The organism is Nocardioides hwasunensis, from assembly GCF_014779665.1.
Lineage (GTDB): Bacteria > Actinomycetota > Actinomycetes > Propionibacteriales > Nocardioidaceae > Nocardioides > Nocardioides hwasunensis.
Window position 1 is genome coordinate 151,721 of record NZ_JACXYY010000006.1, and the last position, 25,798, is coordinate 177,518.

Annotated in this window: 31 protein-coding genes; 17 read left to right on the forward strand and 14 right to left on the reverse strand. The window is 72.9% G+C overall.

What is annotated here, in order from left to right:
• Positions 1-258, forward strand: coding sequence for an RNA-binding S4 domain-containing protein (locus IEZ25_RS15215; protein WP_191200301.1), 258 nt, complete (start codon positions 1-3; stop codon positions 256-258).
• Positions 259-323: 65 nt separating this feature from the next.
• On the opposite strand, the gene IEZ25_RS15220 is transcribed toward IEZ25_RS15215, so the two are convergent.
• On the reverse strand, positions 324-1,145 hold the full coding sequence (locus IEZ25_RS15220; protein ID WP_191200302.1) for an ABC transporter permease: 822 nt from the start codon (positions 1,143-1,145) through the stop codon (positions 324-326).
• Positions 1,142-2,038, reverse strand: coding sequence for an ABC transporter ATP-binding protein (locus tag IEZ25_RS15225; RefSeq protein ID WP_191200303.1), 897 nt, complete (start codon positions 2,036-2,038; stop codon positions 1,142-1,144). The genes IEZ25_RS15220 and IEZ25_RS15225 overlap by 4 nt, the downstream gene beginning before the upstream one ends.
• A 139-nt stretch (positions 2,039-2,177) precedes the next feature.
• On the opposite strand from IEZ25_RS15225, the gene IEZ25_RS15230 reads away from it, so the two are divergent.
• Together IEZ25_RS15230 and IEZ25_RS15235 are read left to right on the forward strand one after the other, a co-directional pair.
• Entirely contained in the window at positions 2,178-3,377 is a 1,200-nt protein-coding gene (locus IEZ25_RS15230) for a sensor histidine kinase (protein WP_191200304.1), read from the forward strand.
• Positions 3,374-4,081, forward strand: a complete 708-nt coding sequence (locus tag IEZ25_RS15235) for a response regulator transcription factor (protein ID WP_318152260.1) — start codon at positions 3,374-3,376, stop codon at positions 4,079-4,081. The genes IEZ25_RS15230 and IEZ25_RS15235 overlap by 4 nt, the downstream gene beginning before the upstream one ends.
• 4 nt (positions 4,082-4,085) lie before the next feature.
• Here the strand turns inward: IEZ25_RS15235 and IEZ25_RS15240 are convergent, their stop codons facing one another.
• The 3 genes from IEZ25_RS15240 to IEZ25_RS15250 form a co-directional block, all read right to left on the reverse strand.
• On the reverse strand, positions 4,086-4,427 hold the full coding sequence (locus IEZ25_RS15240) for an FKBP-type peptidyl-prolyl cis-trans isomerase (protein ID WP_191200521.1): 342 nt from the start codon (positions 4,425-4,427) through the stop codon (positions 4,086-4,088).
• 61 nt (positions 4,428-4,488) lie between these two features.
• Positions 4,489-4,920: a CBS domain-containing protein gene (locus IEZ25_RS15245; protein ID WP_191200306.1), complete on the reverse strand. Its 432-nt coding sequence runs from the start codon at positions 4,918-4,920 to the stop codon at positions 4,489-4,491.
• A gap of 82 nt (positions 4,921-5,002) precedes the next feature.
• Complete coding sequence (locus tag IEZ25_RS15250) at positions 5,003-5,893, reverse strand: inositol monophosphatase family protein (protein WP_191200307.1); 891 nt, start codon at positions 5,891-5,893, stop codon at positions 5,003-5,005.
• Positions 5,894-5,934: 41 nt separating this feature from the next.
• On the opposite strand from IEZ25_RS15250, the gene IEZ25_RS15255 reads away from it, so the two are divergent.
• Positions 5,935-6,396: a DUF2231 domain-containing protein gene (locus IEZ25_RS15255; RefSeq protein ID WP_191200308.1), complete on the forward strand. Its 462-nt coding sequence runs from the start codon at positions 5,935-5,937 to the stop codon at positions 6,394-6,396.
• A gap of 5 nt (positions 6,397-6,401) precedes the next feature.
• Here the strand turns inward: IEZ25_RS15255 and rsgA are convergent, their stop codons facing one another.
• The 4 genes from rsgA to IEZ25_RS15275 form a co-directional block, all read right to left on the reverse strand.
• Complete coding sequence (gene rsgA, locus IEZ25_RS15260; protein WP_191200309.1) at positions 6,402-7,409, reverse strand: ribosome small subunit-dependent GTPase A; 1,008 nt, start codon at positions 7,407-7,409, stop codon at positions 6,402-6,404.
• Positions 7,406-8,698, reverse strand: a complete 1,293-nt coding sequence (gene aroA / locus IEZ25_RS15265) for a 3-phosphoshikimate 1-carboxyvinyltransferase (protein ID WP_191200310.1) — start codon at positions 8,696-8,698, stop codon at positions 7,406-7,408. The genes rsgA and aroA overlap by 4 nt, the downstream gene beginning before the upstream one ends.
• Before the next feature lie 39 nt (positions 8,699-8,737).
• On the reverse strand, positions 8,738-9,268 hold the full coding sequence (locus IEZ25_RS15270) for a DoxX family membrane protein (protein WP_191200311.1): 531 nt from the start codon (positions 9,266-9,268) through the stop codon (positions 8,738-8,740).
• Positions 9,269-9,339: 71 nt separating this feature from the next.
• Positions 9,340-11,154 (reverse strand): sigma-70 family RNA polymerase sigma factor, encoded by a 1,815-nt coding sequence (locus IEZ25_RS15275; protein ID WP_191200312.1) that lies wholly within the window; start codon positions 11,152-11,154, stop codon positions 9,340-9,342.
• A gap of 203 nt (positions 11,155-11,357) precedes the next feature.
• On the opposite strand from IEZ25_RS15275, the gene IEZ25_RS15280 reads away from it, so the two are divergent.
• From IEZ25_RS15280 to IEZ25_RS22485, 6 genes are all read left to right on the forward strand, one after another.
• Entirely contained in the window at positions 11,358-12,074 is a 717-nt protein-coding gene (locus IEZ25_RS15280) for a hypothetical protein (RefSeq protein WP_191200313.1), read from the forward strand.
• A gap of 29 nt (positions 12,075-12,103) precedes the next feature.
• Positions 12,104-12,856, forward strand: coding sequence for an SOS response-associated peptidase (locus tag IEZ25_RS15285; RefSeq protein ID WP_191200314.1), 753 nt, complete (start codon positions 12,104-12,106; stop codon positions 12,854-12,856).
• Positions 12,853-13,515 (forward strand): alpha/beta hydrolase family protein, encoded by a 663-nt coding sequence (locus IEZ25_RS15290; RefSeq protein ID WP_191200315.1) that lies wholly within the window; start codon positions 12,853-12,855, stop codon positions 13,513-13,515. Before IEZ25_RS15285 ends, IEZ25_RS15290 begins: the two co-directional genes overlap by 4 nt.
• Before the next feature lie 96 nt (positions 13,516-13,611).
• Entirely contained in the window at positions 13,612-14,277 is a 666-nt protein-coding gene (locus tag IEZ25_RS15295) for a sigma-70 family RNA polymerase sigma factor (protein WP_191200316.1), read from the forward strand.
• Positions 14,274-14,546, forward strand: a complete 273-nt coding sequence (rsrA, locus tag IEZ25_RS15300) for a mycothiol system anti-sigma-R factor (RefSeq protein ID WP_191200317.1) — start codon at positions 14,274-14,276, stop codon at positions 14,544-14,546. The genes IEZ25_RS15295 and rsrA overlap by 4 nt, the downstream gene beginning before the upstream one ends.
• Positions 14,547-14,623: 77 nt before the next feature.
• Positions 14,624-14,698, forward strand: coding sequence for a 50S ribosomal protein bL37 (locus IEZ25_RS22485; RefSeq protein ID WP_369759046.1), 75 nt, complete (start codon positions 14,624-14,626; stop codon positions 14,696-14,698).
• Between the two features lie 67 nt (positions 14,699-14,765).
• On the opposite strand, the gene IEZ25_RS15305 is transcribed toward IEZ25_RS22485, so the two are convergent.
• On the reverse strand, positions 14,766-15,140 hold the full coding sequence (locus tag IEZ25_RS15305) for a thioesterase family protein (RefSeq protein WP_191200318.1): 375 nt from the start codon (positions 15,138-15,140) through the stop codon (positions 14,766-14,768).
• Between the two features lie 85 nt (positions 15,141-15,225).
• Between IEZ25_RS15305 and IEZ25_RS15310 the strand changes: the two genes are divergently transcribed.
• From IEZ25_RS15310 to IEZ25_RS15330, 5 genes are all read left to right on the forward strand, one after another.
• Complete coding sequence (locus tag IEZ25_RS15310; protein ID WP_191200319.1) at positions 15,226-16,236, forward strand: glycosyltransferase family protein; 1,011 nt, start codon at positions 15,226-15,228, stop codon at positions 16,234-16,236.
• A complete protein-coding gene (locus tag IEZ25_RS15315) occupies positions 16,233-17,474 on the forward strand; it encodes a glycosyltransferase (RefSeq protein ID WP_191200320.1) in 1,242 nt (413 codons plus the stop codon). Before IEZ25_RS15310 ends, IEZ25_RS15315 begins: the two co-directional genes overlap by 4 nt.
• Positions 17,467-18,342, forward strand: a complete 876-nt coding sequence (locus IEZ25_RS15320; RefSeq protein WP_191200321.1) for a WcbI family polysaccharide biosynthesis putative acetyltransferase — start codon at positions 17,467-17,469, stop codon at positions 18,340-18,342. The genes IEZ25_RS15315 and IEZ25_RS15320 overlap by 8 nt, the downstream gene beginning before the upstream one ends.
• 81 nt (positions 18,343-18,423) lie before the next feature.
• Positions 18,424-18,921, forward strand: a complete 498-nt coding sequence (locus IEZ25_RS15325) for a SigE family RNA polymerase sigma factor (protein WP_318152261.1) — start codon at positions 18,424-18,426, stop codon at positions 18,919-18,921.
• The gene (locus IEZ25_RS15330; protein WP_191200323.1) at positions 18,918-20,318 is read left to right on the forward strand and encodes a hypothetical protein; all 1,401 of its coding nucleotides are present in this window, start codon (positions 18,918-18,920) and stop codon (positions 20,316-20,318) included. Before IEZ25_RS15325 ends, IEZ25_RS15330 begins: the two co-directional genes overlap by 4 nt.
• Here the strand turns inward: IEZ25_RS15330 and IEZ25_RS15335 are convergent.
• Genes IEZ25_RS15335 through IEZ25_RS15345 form a run of 3 tightly spaced genes read right to left on the reverse strand, consistent with a single transcriptional unit; the run spans position 20,315 to position 23,360 of the window.
• Complete coding sequence (locus IEZ25_RS15335; protein ID WP_191200324.1) at positions 20,315-20,794, reverse strand: GNAT family N-acetyltransferase; 480 nt, start codon at positions 20,792-20,794, stop codon at positions 20,315-20,317. The genes IEZ25_RS15330 and IEZ25_RS15335 overlap by 4 nt on opposite strands.
• Positions 20,795-20,805: 11 nt before the next feature.
• Complete coding sequence (locus tag IEZ25_RS15340) at positions 20,806-22,485, reverse strand: acetolactate synthase (RefSeq protein WP_191200325.1); 1,680 nt, start codon at positions 22,483-22,485, stop codon at positions 20,806-20,808.
• Between the two features lie 20 nt (positions 22,486-22,505).
• Positions 22,506-23,360, reverse strand: a complete 855-nt coding sequence (locus IEZ25_RS15345; RefSeq protein ID WP_191200326.1) for a DUF2785 domain-containing protein — start codon at positions 23,358-23,360, stop codon at positions 22,506-22,508.
• A gap of 50 nt (positions 23,361-23,410) precedes the next feature.
• On the opposite strand from IEZ25_RS15345, the gene IEZ25_RS15350 reads away from it, so the two are divergent.
• Complete coding sequence (locus IEZ25_RS15350) at positions 23,411-24,880, forward strand: sensor histidine kinase (RefSeq protein WP_191200327.1); 1,470 nt, start codon at positions 23,411-23,413, stop codon at positions 24,878-24,880.
• A gap of 70 nt (positions 24,881-24,950) precedes the next feature.
• On the opposite strand, the gene IEZ25_RS15355 is transcribed toward IEZ25_RS15350, so the two are convergent.
• Positions 24,951-25,202: a WhiB family transcriptional regulator gene (locus IEZ25_RS15355; RefSeq protein WP_090969765.1), complete on the reverse strand. Its 252-nt coding sequence runs from the start codon at positions 25,200-25,202 to the stop codon at positions 24,951-24,953.
• 235 nt (positions 25,203-25,437) lie between these two features.
• Between IEZ25_RS15355 and IEZ25_RS15360 the strand changes: the two genes are divergently transcribed.
• The gene (locus tag IEZ25_RS15360) at positions 25,438-25,794 is read left to right on the forward strand and encodes a hypothetical protein (protein ID WP_191200328.1); all 357 of its coding nucleotides are present in this window, start codon (positions 25,438-25,440) and stop codon (positions 25,792-25,794) included.
• The last annotated feature ends 4 nt before the right edge of the window (positions 25,795-25,798 follow it).

Here is a 25,798-nt window from a genome sequence, read left to right on the forward strand (position 1 = left end):
GTGCCCGCGAACTCCCCTGAGCCCGTCGACGTACCGATCCGTGACGACTCGATCCGGCTCGGCCAGTTCCTCAAGCTCGCGAACCTCGTCGAGACCGGCGCCGAGGCCAAGCCGGTGATCGCCGACGGCGCTGTGCTCGTCAACGACGAGGTCGAGACGCGACGGGGCCGCCAGCTCGTCCCCGGTGACGTGGTCACGCTGGGCGGGCTGGCGGCCCGTGTCGCCACGGGGGAGATCGAGATCGACGTCCCCTGGTGAGGTGGCGACGGATGAGGTGAAGGGTCCCCCGACCTGCTCCACCTCACGTCTGGTCCACCGGGCGGCTACTTCACCTCGCGGTTGAGCACCCGGTAGGTGCCGATCGCCAGCGGCAGCAGCACCCAGGCCGCGACGCCGGTGGCGAGCTGGGCCCACTCCTGGCCGCCCATCTCGCCGGCGAACAGCGGCACCATGACGCGGTCCAGGTTGACCCACTCGCCGATCGTCTCGAGTCGGCCGATCAGCTGGGTCGCGATCCCCCAGATGCTGGGCAGGACGAGCACCGCGACGATCGAGATCGGCGTGTTGAGGAAGACCAGGCCGAACGCCACGCCCTGGAGGACGTAGAGCATCATCGCGAGGAACAGCCCGCCCGCGACGGCTGCGGTCAGGTCCCACTCGCCGGTGCCGGCGACCACGTTGACGAAGGCGGAGGCGGCGACCGCGACCACGAGGACGAGGACCGCGAACAGCATGGACGCGACGGCCTTGGCGAGCACGACCCGGCCGCGACGCGGCTCGAGCGCGAACGTGACCAGTCCGGTGCGCTGCGACCACTCGGCGGTCGCAGCCATGATGCCCAGGATCGGCAGCACGGTGGCGAGCGGCAGCGTGGCCAGCTGCAGGAGCCCGTTGAACGAGGAGTCGTCGGCGGATCCCCAGATGACGGCCGCGGCCAGGACGACCGCTGCGAGCCCGACCATCACCACGACCATCCAGAGGCCGGCGCGGGTGTCGACGATCTTGCGGAGCTCGGCCTGGAGGGTGCGGCTGAACGGGACGCCGGGGCGACCCTCGAGGGCCGTGGCCGGACGGTGCTGGTCGGTCGACGGGTCACCGCCGACGACCGGTGCGGTGGTGGTGTCGGTGCTGCTGTGGGTGCTCATGCTGCGTCTCCTTCACGTGAGGTGGCGGCCGTGAGGTCGAGGAACATCTCCTCCAGGCCCTCGGAGCCGCCGGACCGCAGCTCGAGGAGGACGACCCGGTCCTCGGCGGCGATGCGGCCGACGACCTCGGCCTCGGCGTCGACGGTGAGCCCGGCCCCCGTGCGGGATACGGGGACGCCGGCCTTGTCCAGGAGCCCTGCCAGGCGGTCGTCGTCGGTCGAGCGGACCGTGGTGCCGCCCCGGCTGAGCAGCTCGTCCTTCGAGCCCATCGCGACGATGCGGCCGCGGCCGATCATGACCAGGTCGTCGGCGACGATCTGGACCTCGTGGAGCAGGTGGCTGGAGAGCAGGACTGTGCCGCCGCCGTCCGCGAAGCGGCGGAGGAGCCCGCGCATCCAGTGGATGCCCTGCGGGTCGAGACCGTTGGCCGGCTCGTCGAGGATCAGCACCTGCGGCTCGCCCAGCAGGGCGGCGGCGATGCCGAGTCGCTGGCGCATGCCGAGCGAGTAGTTGCGCACCCGCCGCCCGGCCTCCTCGCCGGTGAGGCCGACCAGCGCGAGCACCTCCTCGACCCGCTCCTTCGACACGCCGACGGAGACCGCGGCGACCCGCAGGATCTCGCGACCGGTGCGACCGGGGTGCTGGGCGGAGGCATCGAGCATGACGCCGACCTGGCGGCCGGGGTTGTGCAGCTCGCGATAGGTCTGGCCCAGGATCGTGGCCCGGCCCGACGTGGCCGGGGTGAGCCCGGTCATCATCCGCATCGCGGTGGACTTGCCGGCACCGTTCGGCCCCAGGAAGCCGACGACGCTGCCCGGACGCACCTGGAACGAGATGTCGTCGACGGCGGTGAACCCGCCGTAGCGCTTGGTGAGGTTCTCGACTGTGATCATGGCTCCAGCCTCGCCGTCCAGCGGTCCTCCGGACATCGTGCGCAGGGCTCGGCGGCATCCGACTCCGGTATCGGGGTCGGTGTCGGGGCGACACCTGGGTCGGACGCGTCCCCGCCGGGGGTAGCCCTAACCTCGGTCCATGCCACCAGCCCAGGACGACGCGGCAGCCGAGGTCGTGCGACCGAGTCGGTGGGGCTCGACGTGGCGCTACGCCCTCGCCCTGACGATCGGCGCCGTGACGTGGGCGGTCATCGTGGTGAGTGCCTCGGAGCGCCCGACGTCCGACGCGGCGGTCATGTGGCTGCTGATCGGCGACCCGCTGCTGGGCCTGGTGTCGTTCGTCCTCATCCGTTGGCGCCACCGGGCCCCGGGACCGGTGGCCGTGGTGCTGACGGTCTTCTCCTCCGTCTCGGTCATCAGCTCAGGGCCCTCGTCGTGGGTCATGGGCTCAGTCGCCTCGCACCGACGATGGCGCGTGCTGGCGATCATCGTGCCGCTCAGCCTGGTGGCCACCCTCGTGCAGCAGAGGATCGGGATCGACGACTCGACGCTGCCGGTCTGGGCCACGCTCGCGTTCGGCATGCTGGTCTCCGGCATCGTGATCGCCACCGGCTACGCCATGGGGTCCCAGCGCGAGCTGGTCGGCTCCTACCGCGACCGTGCCGAGACCGCGGAGCGGGAGCAGCGCGCGCGCGTGGCGCAGGCGCAGGCCGCGGAGCGCACCCGCATCGCCCGCGAGATGCACGACGTGCTGGCCCACCGGATCTCGCTCGTCGCGATGAACGCGAGCACGCTGAGCTATCGCACGGACCTGTCCGACGAGGACCGCGCCACCGCCGCCCGCTCCATCGAGGAGAACGCCCACCGGGCGCTCAGCGACCTCCGGGCGGTCCTCGGGGTGCTGCGCGACCCGACGCAGCCGGCGGACGCCGGACCCGAGCGACCCCAGCCGGGGATCGAGGACCTGGCCGCGCTGGTGGAGGAGGAGGCCTCCGGCGGGATGCGCGTACGCCTCGCGAACCGCGTCGAGGGCGAGATGCCCGCCGCGACCGGCCGGACGGCGTACCGCATCGTGCAGGAGGCGCTGACCAACGTGCGCAAGCACGCCCCCGGCACCCACGTCACGGTCGACCTCCACGGCACGCCGGAGGACGGGCTCGTGATCGCCGTGCGCAACGCCGCACCCGTGGGACCGGCCCGACCGTCGTCGCTGCCGGCGTCCGGGCTCGGGCTCCTCGGCCTCGCCGAGCGTGCGGCGCTCGCGGGGGGCCGCATCAGCCACGGGGTGGACGCCACCGGTGGGTACGCCGTCCGCGCATGGATACCGTGGGACTCGTGACGACCGGATCCGACCCCGAGGGCCACCAGTCGCCCGCACCCGACCAGATCCGCCTGGCCGTCGTCGACGACGACCCCATGGTGCGCACCGCCCTGGGCATGATGCTCGGCGGGACCTCGGGCATCACCGTCGTCGCCGAGGCAGGTGACGGCGAGGAGGCCCTGCGGGTCGTGCCCGACGCCCGGGCCGACGTCGTGCTGATGGACATCCGGATGCCCGTGCGCGACGGGCTCAGCGCGACCGAGGAGCTGCTCGCGGCCCATCCCTCCCTGAAGATCATCGTGCTCACGACCTTCGACACCGACGACATGGTGCTCAAGGCGCTGCGCACCGGTGCCGCCGGCTTCCTGCTCAAGGACACGCCGCCGGCCCGACTGGTGGAGGCCATCCGCACGGTCGCGTCGGGACAGCCGATGCTCTCGCCGAGCGTCACCGCGCAGCTCATCGCAGCCGTCACGCGCGACGACCAGGGATCCGAGGCGCAGGACCGGGCCCGGGCGGCGCAGCAGTCGCTGGCCGGGCTTACCGAGCGGGAGCGCGACGTGGCCGACGGGGTGGCGCGCGGGCTCAGCAACGCCGAGATCGCCGCCGACCTCTTCATGGGCGTGCCGACGGTGAAGACGCATGTCGGGCGGCTCTTCACCAAGCTGGGCGTCGAGAACCGGGTGCAGGTCGCGATCCTGGTCCACGACGCCCAGGGGTGAGGCGTCAGCGGACCTCGAGCAGGTCCACCACGAAGATCAGCGTCTCGCCGGGCTTGATGGCGCCGCCTGCGCCGCGGTCGCCGTAGCCCAGGTGCGGCGGGATGACGAGCCGGCGACGACCGCCGACCTTCATGCCCTGCACGCCGGTGTCCCAGCCGGAGATGACCTGGCCGATGCCCAGCCGGAACTGGAGCGGCGTGCCGCGGTTGTAGGACGCGTCGAACTCCTCGCCCGTGGAGTGGGCGACGCCGACGTAGTGGACGGAGACGGTCGAGCCGGAGGTGGCCTCGGCGCCCTCGCCCTCGACGAGGTCGGTGACCTCTAGGTCGGCGGGCGCGTCACCCATGTGGGGGTCGACGTCAGGCTTCTCGCTCACAGTTGCTCCTTGGAGTCTCTCGGGTGTGTCGTCAGGTCTGGTGGACGTAGCTGTCGAGCTGGTCGCGCTCGAACTCGAGCTCCTCGATCCGGTTCTTGACCACGTCACCGATGGAGATGATGCCGGTCAGCCTTCCCTCGGCCACCACCGGGACGTGCCGGATGCGGTGCTGGGTCATCGTCTGCATGAGGTCGGTGAGCTCGTCACCGCCGTCGCAGGTGCGCACCTCGGCGGTCATGATCTCCCGCACCGCGGTGTCGAGCACCCCCGTGTCGGCGTGGAGGCGGCGCACGACGTCGCGCTCGCTGACGATCCCGGTGACGCGCTCGCCGTCGTCGCTGACGACCAGCGCGCCGACGTTGTGCTCGGCCAGCAGGCTGATGAGCTCGCGCACGGTGGCGTCGGGACCGATGGTCACCACCGCGCGGCTGTCCTTGCCCTGGATGACGTCCTGGATCCTCATGGTCCGCAACCTCTCGTCCGGCGACTGGTGCAGTCACCGTAGCCAAGCCAGGCCCCGAGGGACAGGGCCGAAGGACGTGCTCTCAGTCGGCGACGGGCGGTGCCTGGCGGTCACGGAGGTTGCTCACCGAGCCCGGCCCGCGGCGCGGCACGTCGGGGTCGGCCTCGTCGTCGCCCATCCCGCCGAGGAAGGACAGCGCGGCGTCGTGGAGGTGGCCGTTGGACGCCAGCGCGTTGCCTCCCCACGGCCCGTCGGTGCCGTCGAGCGAGGTGAACCGGCCGCCGGCCTCGCGCACGATCACGTCGAGCGCTGCCATGTCGTAGAGCTCCAGCTCGGGCTCGGCGGCGAGGTCGACGGCGCCCTCGGCGAGCAGCATGTAGGACCAGAAGTCGCCGTAGGCGCGGGTGCGCCAGCAGCGTCGGGTCAGCGACACGAAGTCGTCGAGGCGGCCGCGCTCGTCCCAGCCCGAGAGCGAGGAGTAGCTCAGCGAGGCGTCCTCGAGGCGGCGTACGTCGGAGACCTCGCACTTCGTCGCCTTGAGCAGCGAGCGTCCGGTCCAGGCGCCGTTGCCGCTCGAGGCCCACCAGCGGCGCTGCAGCTGCGGGGCGGAGACGACGCCGAGCACGACCTCGTCGTCGACGGCGAGCGCGATCAGCGTGGCCCACACCGGCACGCCCCGGACGAAGTTCTTGGTGCCGTCGATCGGGTCGACGATCCAGCGGCGCTGGCTGTGCCCGGTCGTGCCCTCCTCCTCGCCGACCACGGCGTCGCGCGAGCGGACGCGCGACAGGGTGCGGCGGATGCCCTCCTCGACCGCCCGGTCGGCGTCGGTGACCGGGGTCAGGTCGGGCTTGCTCATCACGTGCAGGTCGAGGGCCTTGAAGCGTGACTGGGTGAGCGAGTCGGCGTCGTCGGCCAGGACGTGGGCCAGGCGCAGGTCGTCGGTGTGGTCAGTGGAGCCGGTGATGGGCATGTTCACAGGTTATTGCCAGCAACCGCCCCTACTGTGCAGCCATGGAACTCAACGGTGTGCCGCTGCACCCGCTCATCGTGCACGCAGTCGTCGTCCTCGGACCGCTCGCCGCCCTCACCGGGCTCGCCTACGCGTTCGTGCCGAAGTGGCGCTGGCTGCTGCGGTGGCCGCTGGTGGTGCTCGCTGTCGTCACCGCCGGAGCCGCGGTGCTCGCCGCCGCTGCCGGCGAGAGCCTGCTGGAGTCGCGGCCCGAGCTGGAGCAGATCATCGGGGAGCACGAGGAGCGCGGCGAGCTGCTGCGGAACGTGTCGCTCGCCTACGTGCTGGTGGCCGGGTTCGGCGCCTGGGCGCTGGGCGGCGTGTCGGCCCTCGCCTCCGGCAGGGGCGCGCGCGAGACCAGGCTGGCGATCCCGGCGATCGTCCTGCTCGTGGTCGGCTCGATCGCCCTGCTCGTGCTGCTCTTCCTCGCCGGCGACTCCGGCGCCCGAGCCGTCTGGGGCTGAGCGGCTCACCAGTCGCTGGCACCCTCGCGGGCGGCGAGCAGCCGCCGGAAGGACTCCACCCGGTCGGGGTCGGCCTCGCCGGCCTCGACCGCCTCGTCGAGCGCGCACTCGGGCTCGCCCTCGCCGTGCGAGCAGCCGCGCGGGCAGGTCTCGGTCATCTCGTCGAGGTCGGGGAACGCCTCGATGAGGTCCTCCGGACGCACGTGGGCCAGCCCGAACGACCGGATGCCCGGTGTGTCGATGATCCAGCCGTCCGCACCCGGCAGCTCGAGGAGGTAGGCGCTGGTCGAGGTGTGCCGACCGCGGCCGGTGACGGCGTTGACGATGCCGACCTCGCGGCCCGCGTCTGGCACGAGCGCGTTGACCAGCGTCGACTTGCCGACGCCGCTGTGCCCGACCAGGACGCTGGTGCGCCCCCGCAGTCGTGCCCGCAGCTCGGTCAGGTCGCCGGCGCCCTCGCCCCTGAGTTGGGTGACGACCCAGGGGACCCCGAGGGAGCGGTAGGTCGACAGCAGCGTCTCGGGGTCGGCCAGGTCGGCCTTCGTGAGGCACAGCAGCGGCGCCATCCCGGCGTCGTACGCCGCCACGAGGGCGCGGTCGATCAGGCGCGGACGGGGCTCGGGGTCGGCCAGCGCGGCCACCACGACCAGCTGGTCGGCGTTGGACACGATGACGCGCTCGACCGGGTCGTCGTCGTCGGCCGTGCGGCGCAGCGTGGTGCTGCGCTCGACCACCTCGACGATCCGGGCCAGCGAGCCGTCGACCCCGCTCGTGTCGCCGACGACCCGCACGTGGTCGCCCACGACGACGCCCTTGCGGCCGAGCGGGCGCGACTTCATCGCCATCACCCGGTGCCCGTCGACGAGCAGCGTGAAGCGTCCGCGATCGACGGTGACCACGCGGCCGTCGACCGCGTCGTCGTAGGTCGGACGGTCCTTGGTGCGCGGCCGGGTGCGCCGGCGCGGTCGCTCGTAGTGCTCGTGGTCGTGCTCGGAGTAGCGACCCGTGGTCACGAGGGCGATCCGTGCACGGCGCGGGTCCACGCGGTGGCGAAGTCGGGGAACGTCTTGGAGGTGGTGGCGACGTCCTCGACGAGCACGTCGTCGACGGCGAGGCCGAGGATGACGCCGGCGTGCGCCATGCGGTGGTCGGCGTAGGTCCGGAACGTGCCGCCGTGCAGGGCGGCGGGGTGGATGGTCAGGCCGTCCTCGCGCTCGGTGACCTCGGCGCCGAGGCGGCCGAGTTCGGTGGCCAGGGCCGTGATGCGGTCGGTCTCGTGGCCGCGGATGTGGGCGATGCCGCGCAGGTGGGAGGGGGAGTCGGCCAGCGCGCAGAGCGCCGCGACGGCCGGGGTCAGCTCGCCGACGTCGTGCAGGTCGAGGTCGACCCCGGTCAGGCGCTCGGGGCCGACGACGGTGAGCCGCCCCTCGGCGAGGCTCACCTCACAGCCCATGAGGGAGAGGATCTCGCGCAGCTCGTCGCCGGGCTGGGTGGTCCGGGCCGGCCAGTCCGTGACCGTGACCCGGCCGCCGGTGGCGGCGCCGAGCGCGAGGAACGGCGCGGCGTTGGACAGGTCGGGCTCGATGTCGTGGTCGACGGCCTTCACCGGCCCCGGGGCGACGGCCCACCGGTCGGCGTCGTGGTCGTCGACCTCGACCCCGTGCTGGCGCAGCATCTGCACGGTCATCTCGATGTGGGGCAGCGACGGCACCGGCTTGCCGACGTGTCGCACGTCGACGCCGTGGTCGTAGCGCGCGCCGGCGAGCAGCAGTGCGGAGACGAACTGCGACGAGGCGCTCGCGTCGATCGTCACCGTCCCGCCCGGCACCGAGCCCGCGCCGTGGACGGCGAACGGCAGCGCGCCGCGTCCCCCGTCGTCGATCGTCATGCCCAGCGTGCCGAGGGCGGCGAGGATCTGGCCGATCGGACGCAGACGCATGTGGGGGTCGCCGTCGAAGCGCACCGTGCCGTGCGCCAAGCCGACGACCGGCGGCACGAACCGCATGACGGTGCCGGCGAGACCGCAGTCCACGTCGGCGTCGCTGTCCCAGGTGCCGGGCGCCACGGCCCAGTGGCCGTCAGCGGTGTCCTCCACCGAGGTGCCGAGGGACCTCAGCGCCGAGGCCATGAGCAGCGTGTCGCGGGAGCGCAGCGGACGGCGTACGACGCTGGGACCGTCGGCGATCGCCGCGAGCACGAGCGCCCGGTTGGTCAGCGACTTGCTGCCCGGGAGCGAGACGACCCGGTCGACGGGGTCCGACGGTCGCGGCGCGGGCCAGGGATCAGCGAGCAGGTCAGTCACCCGCGCAGCCTATCGAGGACTGCGCGTGACAGGCCCCGCTTAGGTGAGCTGGGCCCTGGCCAGCTTCGCCTCGCGGCGGGCGTCCTTGGCGACCTGCTTGGCCTCGCGGCGTACGTCCTTGGCGGCGCGGCGGGCCCGCCAGGCCAGGCCGGGCTTGCCCTCGGTGTCGACGGCGGCGAGCAGGAGCCCCCCGAGGACCGAGGTGTTCTTGAAGAACTGGAGGCGCTGGGTGGCCTTGGCCTGCGGGTCGGTCTCGTCCCAGAACGCGTGGCCCGCGAGGGTCGTGGGCACGAGGGACGCGGCCAGCACGCCGGCGCTGAGCCGGGGGGCGCGACCGGTGGCCAGCGCGGCGGCGGCGAGGATCTGGGCGCCCGCATTGATCCGTACGAGGGTGGCCGGGTCGGTGGGGATCGGCAGGGCGGGTGCGGCCTTCTGCGCCGCAGGCACGACCTTGTCCGTCACCTTCTTCGCCTTCGTGGCATGGCCCTCGGTGTTGCGGATGGCGTTGATGCCGCCGGCGACGAAGATCGAGGCCAGCATGGGACGGGCAAGCAACCGGGTGATCGTCATGCCCTCTGTCTACACGATCGGCGATGACGGCGCGCCGCCCGCAGGGGTGCGCGAACGCCACGCGTGCGGTGTCAGCGCAGGACGGTCCGCCAGGTGTTGTTGGTGAGGTCCGGGTCGTCGGTGCCGGCGGTGACCGTCGCGGTCACGGAGGTGCCGGGGAGCGCCGTGAGGGTCATCCCCAGTGGCGCGGTGTCGGTGGCCGTCACGGTGCACAGGAGTCCGGTCGGGGCGCTGGCGCAGCGTCGGTCGACGTCGAGTCCGACGAAGAAGCGGCTGACCACGACCTGCACGGTGGCCGTGGTTCCGGCGGCCAGGCCCGACGGCCGCAGCGTCACCCGGTAGAACGGCGCGGACCCGGTCAGGCTGCCGGTGATCGAGGTGTCGACGACCACGGGGTCCGGGGTCGGGTCCGGGGTCGGGTCCGGGGTCGGGTCCGGGGTCGGGTCCGGGGTCTCGGTCGGCGTGGGCTCCTCGGTCGGCTCGGGCGTCTCGGTCGGCTCGGGCGTCTCGGTCGGGGTGGGCTCGGCGGTCGGGGCGGGAGTCTCGGTGGGCTGCGGCGTCTCGGTGGGCTGGGGCGTCTCGGTGGGGCCGGGTGTCCCGGTCGGCTGCGTGGTCGGCGTCCCGGTCGGCTGCGTGGTCGGCGTCCCGGTGGGCGTCGAGGTGGGCGTCGAGGTGGGGCTCGAGGTGGGCTCGGGCGTCTCGCTGGGCTCGGGGGTGGGCTCGGGCGTGGGCTCGGGCGTCTGGCTGGGATCCGGGACGGTGCTGGGCGTCAGGCTCGGCAACGTCGGCGGCACCGACAGGTCCTCGTCGTCGCTGACCAGGTCGCCGACGGCTGCGCGTTCGCGGGCGTCGAGCCGGCTGGAGCCGTCGGGCTCGCTCCGGCCGTCCGGTGCGGTCGTGGCAGGCGCGCTCAGGCTCGACCCGGCTGGTGGGGGATCTGCGATCGTGCGCGGCGGGTCGTGGAGGCCGACCGCGACCGCCCCACCGACCACGACGACCGTTGCGGCCACCCCGGCCACGGCTGCGACGGTGCTGTTGCCGACGACGAGGTCGCGCACCCGGCCCGCGACCGCGCCGACGCCGAAGGGGACCGACCCCGCTGCGATCGACGTCCCGAGGTAGGCCGTGCCGACCGCGCCCAGCAGGAGCGGGGCGAGCAGCCCGCCGAGGTGGGAGTTGACCTCGGTGAGCTCGAGGTAGATCGCGGTGCACGATCGGCACTCGTCGAGGTGCGCCTGCACCTTCGCGGCGTCACGACGCGAGGTGGCGCCGCGCACGTGCGCACCGAGCTGGCTGTGGGTCCACCGGCAGCGGTCGCCCTCGAGCTCGGCGACGTGCTCGGTGAGGAAGGCCTGGCGCAGGCCCTCGCGCGCGCGGTAGGCGAGGGCCGCGACCGAGTTGGGACTCATCCCGAGCAGCGTGGCGATGTCGGACGGCTTGTCGCCCTCGACCTCCGTGTGCCAGAGCACGAGCTGCCAGCGCTCGGGGAGAGAGGCGAAGGCACGTGCCGCGGTGGCGTTCTCGAAGCCGTCGACGGCCGTGTCCCGGAAGGGCACGCCCGGGTCGAAGGCCTCCATGTCGTCGGTGGTGTGCAGCCGGGAGCCGGCGCGGAACCGGTCGACCTGGAGCCTGCGGACGGAGGTCAGCAGGTAGGCGCGGAACGCGGCGTCCGGCCCGCCGCCACGCTGCAGCACCCCCAGCACCTTCACGAACGCCTCGGACACGAGGTCGTCGGCGTCCGCCGGTGGCACCAGCTGTCGGGCGAGCCTGCGGGCGGCTGCCACGTGGCGCTCGAAGAGCGTGCCGTAGGCGTCGACGTCCCCACCGCGGACCGCCGAGATCAGCTCGGCGTCTGACGGCGCTTCGATGCTGGTGGCGCTGCTCATCCGTCGCGACGCTTTCCCCGGGTGCCGACGACGGCTCCCGGACTCCAGCGACTGTAGCCCCGTGAGCGCCGTGACGTCCGGGCAAGACACGAAAGCGGAATCGTGGGAAGAAAGTGGTCTGGTCCGCGTCATGGTCGGCAGTCGGCGCCGTCCCACCGGTGAACAGGACGAGATCGGGAGGGGGTGCCGTGAGGAGGCTCGCCATGCACGGGCGTCGACCTGCGGCGGCCGATCCCGAGACGAGTGACGCCGGGCCGACCGTCGAGCGGTCGGGGTTGCCGCACCGGTTCGAGGCCGTGGGGGAGGCGCTCGTCTCGGGATCGGACGATCAGCTCGTCCTGGACACATGCTCCGTCGCGGGCCAGGACCTGGCCCGCGACGGGGCCTCGGTGCAGGAGACGCTCGAGGGGCTGCGTGAGACCTGGCGCCGCGTGGCCGGCACCGATCCGTCGTACGACGTGGTGACCGCGACCGTCGTCGCCTGGAGCGAGAGCACGCTCGGCTACCTCCACCAGCTCTCGTGCGAGGACCCGCTGACCGGCCTGTCCAGCCAGGCCCACCTGCGCAGCCGGCTCTCCGAGCTCTACCGCCTCCCCGGTGCCGACGGTGCCGACGGACACGCCCTCGTGGTGCTCGCACTGCCACCGGGAGACCCGTCCGAGGAGCCGGTCGACCACTTCACCCGGGCGATGCGCCTGGCGCGTGCGGGGGAGCTGAGCCGTACGGCGTTCGCGCGCGAGGAGACGATCGCCCGGATCGGCGTCCACCGGGTGGCGATCCTGACCCGGCGCGACGACCGTCTCGCCCGGCGCGCGCAGGTGCTGGGGACGCTGCTCGGGGAGGCGCGCTGCTGGATCGAGGGTCTGCCGGCCACCGACGCGGGTGCCGGCATGCTGCTCGACGAGCTGGCCCGCGGCTGAGCCTCCTGCCGTGCACCTAGGGTGGAGGCATGTGTGGCCGCTACGCGTCGTCGCGAGAAGCCGACGACCTCGTCGAGGAGTTCGAGGTCGTCGAGAGCCGGGTCGCGGCCCCACTGGCACCCGACTACAACGTGGCGCCCACCAAGGAGGTCTACGCCGTCGTCGAGCGTCCGCCCTCGCGCGAGTCGCACGAGCCGCCGCAGCGCCAGCTGCGCGTCCTCACCTGGGGCCTGGTGCCGTCGTGGGCCAAGGACCCCTCCATCGGCAACCGGATGATCAACGCGCGGATGGAGACGGTCGCCGAGAAGCCCGCCTACCGCAAGGCGTTCGCCGCCCGCCGGGCGCTGCTGCCTGCTGACGGCTACTTCGAGTGGTACGCGACCTCGCAGACCAACGCCCGGGGCAAGCCGGTCAAGCAGCCCTTCTTCATCCGACCCGCCGACGGCGGGATCCTGGCGATGGCGGGGCTCTACGAGATCTGGCGCGACCCGTCGAAGGACGACGACGACCCCGACCGGTTCCGGTGGACCTGCACGGTCCTCACCACCCAGGCCGAGGACTCGCTCGGCCACATCCACGAGCGGATGCCGCTGATGGTCGAGCGGGAGCGGTGGCACGAGTGGCTCGACCCGACCACGCCCGGTGACACCTCCCTCCTGGTGCCCGCGGCGCCCGGTCGGCTCGAGGCGTACGCCGTGCCCACCCTCGTCAGCAACGTGCGCAACAACGGACCCGAGCTCGTCGAGCCACTGGCAGTGGCCGAGGAAGGTCAGACCTCGTGAAGAAGGCCACCGTCCGCTCCGTCGCGACGCCCCACGGCGAGGGACGCCTGCACACCCGGCGCGCGACCAGCCCGATGGCGACGCTGCTGCTCAGCCACGGCGCCGGCGGCGGTGTCGAGGCGCGCGACCTGTGGGCGCTCGCCGACGCGCTCCCCGCGCAGGGGGTCTCCGTCGTGCTCTTCGAGCAGCCGTGGCGGCTCGCGGGCCGCAAGGTCGCGACCGCGCCGCCGACGCTCGACGCGGCGCTGCGGTGCGCCGCCGACGTGATGCGGGTGCGTACGCCGCTCGTGGTCGGCGGCCGCTCGGCGGGCGCCCGGTCGGCGGCTCGCACCGCACGGTCCCTCGGCGCGACCGGCTGCCTGGCCCTGTCCTTCCCGCTCCACCAGCCCGGGCGCACCGAGCCCACCCGGCTGCCCGAGCTCCAGGGCGTGGGTCTGCCCACGCTGGTGGTGCAGGGGGAGCGCGACGCGATGGGCCGTCCCGAGGAGTTCCCGGGCGACCTGCCGGGCGTGGACATGGTCGTCGTCCCGGGCGGTGACCACAGCCTCAAGGTGCCGGCCCGGGGCGAGGTCGACCAGGCTGAGGCGATGGGGATCGTCGTGGAGTCGACGCTGGAGTGGCTGGTGCGTGAAGTCGTCGGGAATCCCCGCGTGGGGTGAGGTGTTGGGGACGGTGTGAAGTCACTGACCCTCGAACGACCACGGCCCACGGAGCGCCCTACGTCGACCGCCTCCCCGGCGGTACTGTGGGAGGCGATGACTGAATCGCTGAACGACGAGACGCTCTCCACCGACGACGTGGAGATCGTCGTGGAGGACGAGACCTCCGACGACCGCTCCGCGCGCTTCGAGCGCGACGCACTGCCCTACCTCGACCAGCTCTACGGCGCGGCGATGCGGATGACCCGCAACCCCGCCGACGCCGAGGACCTGGTGCAGGAGACCTTCGCGAAGGCCTACAGCGCCTTCCACCAGTTCAAGCCCGGCACGAACCTCAAGGCCTGGCTCTACCGGATCCTCACCAACACCTACATCAACTCCTACCGCAAGAAGCAGCGCCAGCCGCAGCAGTCGATGTCCGAGGACGTCGAGGACTGGCAGCTCGCGCGGGCGGAGTCGCACTCCTCGACCGGCCTGCGCTCGGCGGAGATGGAGGCGCTGGAGCACCTGCCCGACTCCGAGGTGAAGGACGCCCTGCAACGCCTCCCCGAGGAGTTCCGCCTCGCGGTCTACCTCGCCGATGTCGAGGGATTCCCCTACAAGGAGATCGCCGAGATCATGGACACCCCGATCGGCACCGTGATGTCCCGCCTGCACCGTGGGCGCCGTCAGCTGCGCGACATGCTCGCCGGCTACGTCCGCGCCAACGACCTCCTGCCCGCCTCGTCCCTCCCGGGCGGTTCCGAGGGGAGCGGGTCGTGAGCGCACACGAGCACGGACGCGACGACTGCGTCGACTACATCGAGCGCATCGTCTACCTCCTCGACAACGAGCTCGACCAGGCCGACTGCGCCGTCGTCGAGATGCACCTGCGCGAGTGCGGGCCCTGCCTCGAGCGCTACGACCTCCAGCGGGCGGTCAAGCAGCTCGTCGCCCGCTCGTGCTCGGAGGCGGCACCGGAGGCGCTGCGCGACCGCGTACGCCTCCAGCTCCGAGAGGTGCGGATCCAGATCGCCGAGGGCGGGGCCTGAGCCGCACCCTCACCCGATTCGCCGCACCCGCGCGAGTTTGAGACACTGCTCCGAGCACCGACTCCAGGAGGACCACCATGGGCAAGACCGGACGCAAGCGCCGCGCGCGCAAGAAGAAGGGCGCGAACCACGGCAAGCGCCCCAACGCCTGATCCGTCTCTGACGCATCACGCCGCCGAAGTCCCCGCCAGAGGCGGGGACTTTTGCATGTCCGGGACCTCAGAGCCGGGACATGAACCGCTCGGCGTCGACCACGACCCGGGTGATCTCACCGGCCGCGAGCACCTTGCCGGAGTCCGTGTCGCGGGCGCTCACCGTGAACCGGTGGAGCCTCCCGTCGACGTACGCGCTGGAGGCGCTCACCTCCACCTCGGCGCCGACCACGCTGGCGGCGAGGTGCTCGACCTGCACGCGGGTGCCGACACTGGTCGATCCGCTGTCCAGCAGCGGCTCGAGGCAGGCGCACGTCGCGGCCTCGAACCAGGCCAGGAGCCGGGGCGTGCCGAGGACGGGCAGCGAGCCACTGCCGACGGCGGCGGCGGTGTCGTCCTCGGTGACGCGGAAGGTCAGGCTGGCCGGCTCGGGACGTTCCATGCGGGGAAGCCTTCCACAGTCCTGTTGGGACGGGCATGCCTTTGGGGGGAGGCTCGACCGGGCCCGGGCCGGGCAGGATGTCGTGGTGACGACCTCCACCACCCGCACCCGGACCGCGACCCAGGTGCCCCAGCACCTGCTGATCGGGCCCGACACGCACGGGGTCACGCGCTATGCCGCTGAGGTGGCGGGGGCGGCCGGCGCGCTGGTCGCCCGCGACGCTCGCCTGCTGACCGACGGTGGGCTCGCGCACCTGCACGTGACCGACCGGCTGATCTCGCCCGACCCCACGGCCGCGGCCGAGCTGGTCGAGCTGCTCGCCCGGCGCGTGCGGCTGACGGTGACGCTGCACGACGTCCCGCAGCCGACCGACGGGCCGCGCTTCCGGGAGCGCACGGCGGCCTACGAGCGCATCGTGCGGGCCAGCCGCGCGTGGGCCACGAACTCGTGGCACGAGCACGCGCTGATCAGGCGGTGGTGCGTCGCCGACGCGCACGGCGCGGTCATCCCGCTGCCGATCCAGGGCTCTGTCGCGCCGGGGCCGGAGGTCCTGGGCGACACGGACGCCCACGTGCTCGGAGTCTTCGGCTTCATCTACCCCGGCAAGGGACACCGCCAGGTGGCGAGGGCTGCCGCAGCACTGCGTCGCGGCGGGCTCCCGGTGTCGGTGCTGGTGCTGGGTGGTGCGGCGACGGGTCACGCGGAGGAGATCGACCAGCTGATGAGCACGAGCCACGACCGCGGTGTCCCCGTCGAGGTCGCGGGACGCGTGCCCGAGGACGAGGTGCGCGGCGCCCTGCGCCGGGTCGGCGTACCCGTCGCCGCCCACCGCAACATCTCGGCGTCGGGGAGCGTGAACTCGTGGATCGCGGCGGGTCGCCGTCCGCTCGTCCGGGACAGCGCGTACGCCCGCGAGATGGCGACGCTCCGGCCCGGGACCCTCACCCTCTTCGACGACTCCACGCTGGTGCCGCGTCTCCAGGAGGCGATCCGCCGCCCCGGGTCCACGTGGATCGAGCCCGGGACCGACCTCGGTCCGCGGCTCGAGGACACTGCCGCCGCCTACCGGTCGTGGTGGGCGTCGGTGGCCGGATGACGACGCCGCCCTTCGGCACCAGCGTCGTCGGCAACCGCTGGGACCTCGCGCCGACCGACGCGCCGCGACGTACGGTGTCCGTCGTCGTGGCCCACTTCGAGCAGCAGGCGCAGCTCGACCGGACGCTCGCAGCCCTGCGGCGCCAGACACGCGCACCCGACGAGGTCGTCGTCGCCGACGACGGCTCCAGGCACGCGCCGGTCGTGCCGGACGGCGTGCGGCTGGTGCGCCAGGAGGACGACGGGTTCCGGGTCGCCGCGGTGCGCAACCTCGGCGTCGCGGCCAGCACCGGTGACGTCCTCGTCCTGCTCGACGCCGACACGACCCCGGAGCCCGAGCTCGTCGAGCGCATCGTCGCGCTGCCCGAGGCGCTGCCGGAGGCGCTGGTCGTCGGCCGCCGGCGCCACGCCGACCTCTCCGGGACGGGGGAGGAGCTGCCCGAGCCGGAGTGGCTGCGCACGGCGTACGCCGAGACCCGCAACCTCCTCGACGTCGACGCGACCGGTCACCGGTTCCTCATCGGGGCGGTCCTCGCGTGCAGCCGGTGGTGGTACGACGAGGTCGGCGGCTTCGACGAGACCTTCCGGGCCTACGGCGGCGAGGACTGGGAGCTCGCGCACCGATCCTGGACGGCCGGTGGTCTGCTGGCCCACCGCGCCGACGCCGTCGCGTGGCACGACGGACCGGACGCGGGCGGTCGGGACCGGAACCCTGCCGCCCGACTGGACGAGACCGTCGCCGTCGCCGACCGGACCTCGGCCGCGGGCACGACGTGGCGCGGGCTGCGCCGCGGGCCGGCCGAGCTCGTCGCGACCCTCGCCCCGACGATGGCACCCACCGAGATGCTGGTGACGCTCGACTCCCTGCTGGCCGCGTTCCCGTGCGCCGTGGTCCGGCTCGGCGAGCAGCACCGGGCGCTGGCCGGCAGCGACCCGCGGGTGCTGCGGTCGGAGGAACCGACACCGACGACTGCACGGACCCACCTCACCGTCCGGCACGGGTTGTACGGCGATCAGCGCGCGTGGACGCGGCTCGTCGCGAGCCTGGACGGAGAGGTCGGCAGCCACGAGGTCGCCGACGGCGCAGCGGTGCTGGAGGACCTGCGCCTCCTGCGCCGCGCCGCCCGATGGGACCGTCCCGAGCTCGCGCCCGTCGGCCGACCGCTCGACACCGACCTGCTGGCGTGGAACGACGACGTGACCCTCGAGTCGTGGCTGGGCGGGTGGTCCGGTGGGTGAGGACCGGCCGCTGCTCGTCGTGGTGGGCAACTGCCAGGCGGAGTCGTTCCGCCTGCTGCTCGATGCCGGCGACGTCCGCACCCAGCGGGTCCCGGCACTGCACGAGCTCACTCCTGCGGACGTCGCGCCGCTGCTCGAGCTGATCGCGCGCACCGACCTGCTGGTGAGCCAGCCGACGGTCGACGACTACCGCGGCCTCCCGGTCGGCACCCGCCAGCTCCATGCGGCACTGCCGGGCAGCGCCCGTGCGGCCCTGGTGCCGAGCCTGCGCTACTCGGGCCTCCACCCGTTCCACCTGCTGGTGCACCCGCCGGGTCTGGACCGCCCCGACCCGCCACTGGTGCCTTACCACGACGTCCGCACCGTGCTGGCCGCCGACGACGAGCGACGGGGTCGGCCCGCCCGGGAGCCGATCGAGCTCACCACGGAGGCCGTCCGGACGGTCGCGGCAGCCTCGGTCGCCGAGCTCGTCAGGCGCGAGCAGCTGCACGACACCGTCGTCGTGAGCGACCTGTTCGACATCCCGACCGCGGATGCGATGCGGACGATCAACCACCCCGGCAACGCCGTGCTGGTACCGGCGGCCGCCCGGCTGCGCCACGCCCTGGGGCTCGAGGCCCGGGCTCCCGGGGTCGACCGTCCGCTCCTGGCGTCGGTCCGGGCGCCACTGCTGCCGGCCGTCGTGGTCGCGCACGGGCTCGACGTCCCTGCGACCCACCACTGGACGATCGACGGCCGGACGGTGACCGCCGAGGAGGTGGCCGCCACCCACCTCGCGTGGTACGCCCGCCGACCCGAGATGCTCGACGCCGCGCTGGAGCGTGCCGCACCCCTTCTCGAAGATCTCGAGGTGGATGGGGCAACCTGAGGGACGCGAGCACGTCTACCAGACATGGGCACGAGGAACGCGGAGGACCGGTTGGCGACGGGGTCGGGCACGGAGCCGGCAGTGGACATCACCGACCTCTACGCCGCCCACCGCCTGCAGCTGGTCCGCATGGCTGTGCTGCTGGTCGACGACTTCGGGGCAGCCGAGGACGTCGTGCAGGACGCGTTCGCCGCGCTCGCCCGTCGTCCCGACGCGGTCCGGGACCCGTCCAAGACGCTGGCCTACCTGCGGGTGTCGGTGCTCAACACCGCACGCTCTGCGCTGCGCCGGCGGCGTACGGCACGGGCGTACGCACCACCCGACGACGTCGCCCCACCCGGGCCGGAGGACGCCGCGGTGCTCGCCGAGGAGCACCGCGAGGTCATCGTCGCGCTGCACACCCTGGCGCCCCGCCAGCGCGAGGTGCTGGTGCTGAGGTACTGGTCGAACCTCTCCGAGGCCGAGATCGCCCGGACGCTCGAGATCAGCACGGGGACCGTGAAGTCGACCGCCAGCCGCGCGCTGGTGGCGCTGGAGAAGGCCATGAGCGGCACGACCGCAGGGAAGGAGGAGCGATGAGCACCCACGAGACCAGCATGATGGAAGAGCGACTCCGTGCCGCCCTGTCGGCCCGCGCCGAGCAGGTGCAGCCCGAGCACCTCGCGCCCCTCGCCCCGGTGGTGCCGCTGCGTCCGCGGTGGCAGTCGCCGTGGGTGCTGCTGGCCACCGCCGCAGTGGTCATGCTGATCCTCGGCGTAGCGTTCCGGGGGATCGGCTCGGACCCGCGGTCCGACGACCTCGCCCCGAAGCCCGACGAGCCGCAGGTCACCCTGCCGGCCGACGTCGGCCGCGACTGGTCGAAGAGCCCCGAGTCGACGCCGGCTCGGGTCGACCTCGATGGCGACGGCACCAAGGAGAAGGTCGAGTTCCTCGCCGAGGAGGCCGAGGAGCACGACGGCCGAGTGCGGTTGCAGACGACACTGAGCAGCACGGGGGAGGAGGCCTGGGGCGTCATGCAGGTGGCTTCGACGAACATCGGGATGACCGCCGAGGGGGTGATCGACGCAGACGACGACGGCGACGAAGAGCTGGTCGTGTTCGACCCGGGCGTCGATCCCTCGGGCGGGTTCCCGGTCGTCTTCGACCTGCGCGACGGTCTGCTGGTCCAGGCCGCGCCCGAGGACCCCGACCTTCTCCTGCGGGGCCAGGTGCAGGTGCCCGGGAGCGAGACCGAGTACTACGACCTGGTGCGTACCTTCCAGTACTGGATCGACGACGGAAGCCTGTTCTCGGGACGCTCGGTGGAGTCGTTCGCGCGAGCCGGGGAGTTCTGGACGTCTCCCCTGGAGGTCGAGCTCGAGGCCTGGGAGTGGCGACTCGGTCCCGACGGCGTCCTGCGCCGCGAGGCCGCCGGCTGCCGGGAGCTGATGTTCGAGGTCCGGGCGTGCGACGACGATTCGAGCGACCGCCTCCCCGTCGTCGGCCCCGCCGCGACGGAGAGCTTCGGGATGGGCGAGGAGTTCACGTGGGACGACGGGTACACGCTCACCGCACGCCTGGAGGCCGGGGCCGACCCCGCACTCGTCGTCGAGGGATCGGACGCACGCACCATCAACCACTCGCTCGAGGTCCGCGATCCGGTTGTCCTCACCACCCGCCCCACCGGTGTCTTCGGCGACGGCGCGTCCTTCGTGGTCCGCTCGGCGTCGGACCCGGGCTACCTTCAGGTGCTGTACCAACGCGGCGACCAGCTCCAGGCGCTCGCACCGGTCGGAGAGGTGCCGCTGACCGACGACGAGACCCACCGCACCTGGCTGACCACGGACGGCTCGCTGGTCACCGTGGTGGCCGCGGACGACGGCAGCTGGCGGGCCTGGTCCTGGCAGATGGTCTCGCGCTCGGAGATGGCCGCCATTCCCGGCGGGATCCTCTGCTTCGACGACGCGACCGACCCGACGACGGGTCGCGCCTGCTAGAGCTGCTTCGAGAAGGCCAGCAGCTCGACGCCGGGCATCGGGGTCCAGTCTCGCTCGTGGTCGCGGACGTAGCCGAGCCGCTCGTAGATGCGGTGTGCCGTGGTCATCTCCGCCAGCGAGGACAGCGCCATCCCGACGGCTCCGTGCTCGCGCGCCCGGTCCTCGCAGAGCCGGGCCAGTGCGGTGCCGACGCCGAGCCCGCGGGCGACGGGGTCGACGGCGAGCATCCGGAACTCGCCCTCGTCGTCACGGCCGATCTCGCGCCACGGCGAGCCCGGCATGCAGGACGTGACCAGGCCGAGCACCCGACCGTCCTCGACCGCTACCCAGACCTCGGCCTCCGCGTCGCGCGTGCCCACGTCGCGCAACCGGTCGCGGTAGTCGTCCTCGGCGCCGCCGAGGAACGGCTCGTACGCCGCCACGCACACGTCACCGGCGGTGGCGTGCTCGGCCGGCCGGATGCGCCGGATGTCCACCTGGTGCCTCCTCAGATGCCGAAGGTGTTGCGTGGGTAGGCCGCCTCGACGTCGGTGATCACGTTGACGAGGTAGGGCACGCCGGAGGCGTAGGCACGGTCCAGCGCCGGGCCGATCTGCTTCGGGTCCGTGACGGTCTCACCGGCTCCGCCGAGCGCCGTGACCACGTCGTCGTACGGCGTGCGCTGGGCGAGGTCGGCGACGACGTCGTAGCCGTAGAGCATCTGCATCGGGCCCTTCTCCAGGCCCCAGGCGGAGTTGTTGCCCATGACCATGACGACCGGCAGGTCGTGGCGGACGAGGGTGTCGACGTCCATCAGCGAGAAGCCGGCGGCACCGTCACCGAGGAGCAGGGTGACCTGGGCGCTGGGCCGGGCGATCCGCGCGGCGATGGCGGCGCCGAGTCCGGCGCCGAGGCAGCCGTAGGGGCCCGGGTCGAGCCAGCCGCCGGGTCGCTGGGGCTCGACGTACTTGCCGGCGAAGGAGACGAAGTCGCCACCGTCGCCGATGACGACCGAGTCGTCGGCCAACCGGGGGACCAGCTCGCCGTAGATGCGGGCCGGGTGAATGGGGTCGGCCTCGGCGGTCAGGAGCTGCGCGTCCCGCTCCACGGCCGCCCGCACGTGGTCGCGGAGCCCGTCTGCCCAGGCACGCCAGTCGGGCTTGTCGCCGCGCTCGATCGCGGCCTGCAGGCCGTCGAGGACGGTCGTCAGGTCACCCGCGACCGACCCGGCGAGATCGGCGTGCCCGGAGACCTGGGCGGGGGAGTCGGCGACGTGGACGACCCGCGCGAACGCGCCGTCGGGGTTCTTGTCCGGTCCGCCGAAGACTCCGTAGCCGAGCCGGAAGTCGAGCGGCGTGCCGACCACCACGACGAGGTCGGCGCCGGACAGCGCAGCGCCCCGGGCCTTGGTGACGAGCGAGGGGTGGCCGCCGGGGATCACGCCACGGCCCATGCCGTTGGTCAGGGTGGGGATGCCGAGGTCCTCCACGAAGCGCAGCGCTGCCACCTCGGCGCCGTCGGCCCACACGTCGGTGCCGAGGATCAGGACCGGCCGCCGGGCCTGGGCGAGCAGCCGGGCGACGGCCTCGATCGCGTCGTGGTCGGGCTCGACACGTGTGCCCGCGCCGGAGCCGACCGTGCCCGAGGACGAGTTGAAGAACTCGTCCATCGGCACGTCCACGAAGACCGGGCCGCGGTGGCTGGAGCGGGCCAGGGTGAACGCCTCGTCCATCCCGGCGGCGACGTCGCCGGCGGTCATCAGCGTCCTCGCCGCCTTGGCGACCGGCGCGATGATCGGCGGCTGGTCGAGCTCCTGCAGCGACCCGGTGCCCCAGCGGTTCTGCGGGGCCCGCCCGCCGACGACGACCATCGGCGACCCGGCGAACTGGGCCTGCGCGATCGCACTGATGCCGTTGGTGACGCCCGGGCCGGCGGTGAGGACCGCGAGGCCGGGGACGCGGGTCAGCTTGCCGGTGGCCTCGGCGGCGAAGGCGGCGGTCTGCTCGTGGCGGACGTCCAGCAGGCGCACCGCCGGTCCCTGGCCCTCCTGCTGCGTCCTCACCGCACCGTCGTACATCGGGAAGACGTGGGCGCCGGAGAGGGTGAACATCGTCTCCACGCCGTGGGCGCGGGCGACGTGCACCGCCAGCTCGCCGCTGTGACCGGTGATCTCGTGAGGCTCGCTCATGTCCCGCAGGCTAGCGGGAATTACCTGCGAGTAGGGGCTTGCAGGTAGGGAGCGTTGGTCATCCGCAGCGCGTCGATGACGACCAGCAGCAGGTCGGGACGGACCGTCGGCGGGTCCGGCGCGAGCGAGAGGTGGACGAAGAGCGCACGGAGGAAGGCCTGCGGCGTCGAGGCCGGACCGAACGGGTCGCCCTGGACGAGGCCGTAGGCGTCGGCGGCCGCGCCGATGCGATGCACCCACGGCTCGAGGGCCTCGACGCTCAGCGTGTTGCGGCGCAGCACGCGCATCGCCGCGGCCGCGATGCGATCGGGCTCGCCCGAGGTGAGCGGGGCCTCGGCGGGCTGCTGCACCACGCGCTCGGCGAGCACGTCGAGCAGCACGGCGTGCTCGGGCCCGGCCAGGTGCGGGGACTCGGCGAGCGCGCCGATCGTGTCGGCGCCGTGGGCGAGGGTGTGCGCCCAGCCCTTGCCGGGCACGAAGCCACGGGTGTCGACCTCGCTGAGGAACCACACCGCGATCCGATCGCCCCAGTCGAGGACCTTGGCGCCCGGCAGCAGGTGGTGCTGGTTGGTGCGCTCGAGGCACTCGGCCACGATCAGCGCGCTGAAGCTGCGCCGGAAGACGGTGTCGGTGCCGCTCTCGCCCAGGCCGACCGACAGCCCGGCGACCATCCCGTCGCCCAGTCCGGCGAGCAGATCGTCGTAGACGCCGCGCTCGATCCAGGTCGCCAGGGCGGGATAGGCCGTTCCGTCGCGCACCTCCGGTCGGGTGGACCCGAGCATCGTCGTGAGCTCGGCCGTGAGGTCGTCGAGCGGGCGGTCCGAGGGGACCTCGAACCCGGCTCTCTGCACCTGGTCCCAGTACCCGAGCGACATGCGACCCATCCTGCCAGCCGCCTCCGACACGCTCTCACTAGGCTGACCGGGTGCCGTCCCTCAGCGAGCTCGTGAGAGCCCACACCGACCTCGTCGAGGACGACGTCACGTGGCTGCAGCTGCTGATGGCGGACTGGCAGATCCTGGCCGACCTCTCCTTCGCCGACCTGGTGCTGTGGCTCCCGGACCGCGAGGGCAAGGGCTACTGGGCCGGTGGCCAGATGCGTCCGACGACCGGTCCCACCGCTCTCGTGGACGACGTGCTGGGCACGTTCATCCCCGTCGGGCGCCGCCGGATGCTCGACACCGCCTTCGAGACCGGGCGGCTGGTGCGCGAGGGCGACCCCGAGTGGCGCGACGACGTGCCGGTGCGGGTCGAGGTCATCCCCGTACGCCGCGCGGGCCGGGTGATCGCCACCATCGCGCGCAACACCAACCTGCTCGGCGTACGCACTCCCAGCAGGCTCGAGCTGAGCTATCTGCAGACCGCCGCCGAGCTCACCCAGATGATCGCCTCGGGCTGGTTCCCACTCCCGGGGCAGCGCAGCGACCACGCCGACTCACCCCGGGTCGGGGACGGCTTCGTCCGTCTCGACCCGGCCGGACGGGTGGTCTACGCCAGCCCCAACGGGCTCTCGGCCTACCGACGTCTCGGGCTCCAGGGAGACCTGGCGGGAGTGGTGCTCACCGACCTCACCCGCGACCTGGTCCCGGCACGCAGGCGTCCCGACGAGGAGACGCTCAGCGCGGTGCTCGGGGGTCGGGACGGTCGCGCCACCGAGGTCGGCACCGAGGAGGTCACCCTCATCGTCCGCAGCATCCCGCTGCGCCTCCAGGGGGACCGCAGCGGCGCGCTGCTGCTGATCCGCGACGTCACCGAGCTGCGCCGGCGCGACCGCGAGCTGGTCACCAAGGACGTGACGATCCGCGAGATCCACCACCGGGTGAAGAACAACCTCCAGACCGTCGCGGCGCTGCTGCGGCTGCAGGCACGGCGCACGCAGGCCGAGGACGCCAAGTCGGCGCTCGAGGAGGCCGTGCGCCGGGTCGGGTCGATCGCGATCGTGCACGAGACCCTGAGCCAGGCGGTCGAGGAGAGCGTGGACTTCGACGACATCGCCGACCGTCTCGGCGCGATGGTCGCGGACGTGAGCGGTGTGGAGGTGCCGGTGCGGGTCGTGCGCGAGGGCTCGTTCGGCAAGCTGCCGTCGGAGGCGGCCACCCCGCTGGCGATGGTGCTCACCGAGGTGCTGCAGAACGCCGTCGAGCACGGCTACGCCGACGCGCCCGAGGCAACGACCGGACGTGTGGTGGTCACCGCGCGCCGCATCGTCGGGCGGCTCCACGTGGTCGTCGAGGATGACGGACGTGGGCTCCCCGACGACTTCGACCTGGACGGCTCGACCCAGCTGGGCCTGTCCATCGTGCGCACGCTCGTCGAGTCGGAGCTGGGCGGCGTGCTGGACATCGGTCCCGGGTCGCACGGCACCCGGGTGCAGGCCGACCTGCCGATCGACTGACCGACCAGGACGCCTCAGGCGGCGCTGATCAGGCGGCGCTGATCAGGCGGCGCTGATCAGGCGGCGCTGATCAGGCGGTGCGGATGCGGGCGCGGGCGTTGCGGCGCTTCAGCGCGCGACGCTCGTCCTCGCTCAGGCCACCCCAGACACCGTGGTCCTGTCCGGCCTCCAAGGCCCAGGCCAGGCACTGCTCGCGCACGTCGCAACGTCGGCACACCTGCTTGGCCTCCTCGATCTGGAGGATCGCGGGCCCGGTGTTGCCGATCGGGAAGAACAGCTCAGGGTCCTCGTCGAGGCAAGCTGAGCGACTGCGCCAATCCATGGGTGGGGGATTCCCTCTTTCTCAGTTCACAGGCGGGTGCTGTTGCGGACGTTCAGCTGGGCCCGGGCGCCGCGCAGTGCTGTGACCGCACGGGCAGCGTCAAGACTCGCAAGACTTGAACGTTCACACAACCCCTCGCGGTGGTCGTGTCGGTCACAACTACTCTTGCCAAGTGCCCGTTACGCCTTCGGTTGATCCCCCGACCAGCAACCCTACCCCGCCACCCCCACTCGTGGTGGCCGCCTCGCTGGTCGCCGTCGAGGCGCTGGTCCTGGTCCTGCTCGGCGTGCTCGAGCTGGCGAACCTGCGCTCGACCCGCCTCACCATGGGCGTGACGACCACCCTGTTCTTCGTCGCCGCGGCAGCCGGGCTCGCGTGGTGCGCCTGGTCGCTGCGGCAGGTACGCCGCTGGGCGCGCGGCCCCGTGGTGATGGCCCAGCTCATCCAGCTCGGGCTGGCCTGGAACTTCCGCGACGTGGGCGGCCTGCTGCTGCCCGTCAGCATGGCGGCGGTGGCCGTCGTGGTCATCGTCGGCCTGGTGCACCCGGCGTCGACGAAGGCGCTCGAGACGGCCGACGGGACCTACGCCTGACCGC

Bases quoted from the DNA above. Each gene is read 5' to 3' on its own strand.
- IEZ25_RS15220 (WP_191200302.1), bottom strand. From the start codon at position 1,145: ATGAGCACCCACAGCAGCACCGACACCACCACCGCACCGGTCGTCGGC.
- IEZ25_RS15225 (WP_191200303.1), bottom strand. From the start codon at position 2,038: ATGATCACAGTCGAGAACCTCACCAAGCGCTACGGCGGGTTCACCGCC.
- IEZ25_RS15230 (WP_191200304.1), top strand. From the start codon at position 2,178: ATGCCACCAGCCCAGGACGACGCGGCAGCCGAGGTCGTGCGACCGAGT.
- IEZ25_RS15240 (WP_191200521.1), bottom strand. From the start codon at position 4,427: ATGGGTGACGCGCCCGCCGACCTAGAGGTCACCGACCTCGTCGAGGGC.
- IEZ25_RS15245 (WP_191200306.1), bottom strand. From the start codon at position 4,920: ATGAGGATCCAGGACGTCATCCAGGGCAAGGACAGCCGCGCGGTGGTG.
- IEZ25_RS15250 (WP_191200307.1), bottom strand. From the start codon at position 5,893: ATGCCCATCACCGGCTCCACTGACCACACCGACGACCTGCGCCTGGCC.
- IEZ25_RS15255 (WP_191200308.1), top strand. From the start codon at position 5,935: ATGGAACTCAACGGTGTGCCGCTGCACCCGCTCATCGTGCACGCAGTC.
- IEZ25_RS15270 (WP_191200311.1), bottom strand. From the start codon at position 9,268: ATGACGATCACCCGGTTGCTTGCCCGTCCCATGCTGGCCTCGATCTTC.
- IEZ25_RS15275 (WP_191200312.1), bottom strand. From the start codon at position 11,154: ATGAGCAGCGCCACCAGCATCGAAGCGCCGTCAGACGCCGAGCTGATC.
- IEZ25_RS15280 (WP_191200313.1), top strand. From the start codon at position 11,358: ATGCACGGGCGTCGACCTGCGGCGGCCGATCCCGAGACGAGTGACGCC.
- IEZ25_RS15285 (WP_191200314.1), top strand. From the start codon at position 12,104: ATGTGTGGCCGCTACGCGTCGTCGCGAGAAGCCGACGACCTCGTCGAG.
- IEZ25_RS15295 (WP_191200316.1), top strand. From the start codon at position 13,612: ATGACTGAATCGCTGAACGACGAGACGCTCTCCACCGACGACGTGGAG.
- IEZ25_RS15305 (WP_191200318.1), bottom strand. From the start codon at position 15,140: ATGGAACGTCCCGAGCCGGCCAGCCTGACCTTCCGCGTCACCGAGGAC.
- IEZ25_RS15315 (WP_191200320.1), top strand. From the start codon at position 16,233: ATGACGACGCCGCCCTTCGGCACCAGCGTCGTCGGCAACCGCTGGGAC.
- IEZ25_RS15330 (WP_191200323.1), top strand. From the start codon at position 18,918: ATGAGCACCCACGAGACCAGCATGATGGAAGAGCGACTCCGTGCCGCC.
- IEZ25_RS15340 (WP_191200325.1), bottom strand. From the start codon at position 22,485: ATGAGCGAGCCTCACGAGATCACCGGTCACAGCGGCGAGCTGGCGGTG.
- IEZ25_RS15345 (WP_191200326.1), bottom strand. From the start codon at position 23,360: ATGTCGCTCGGGTACTGGGACCAGGTGCAGAGAGCCGGGTTCGAGGTC.
- IEZ25_RS15355 (WP_090969765.1), bottom strand. From the start codon at position 25,202: ATGGATTGGCGCAGTCGCTCAGCTTGCCTCGACGAGGACCCTGAGCTG.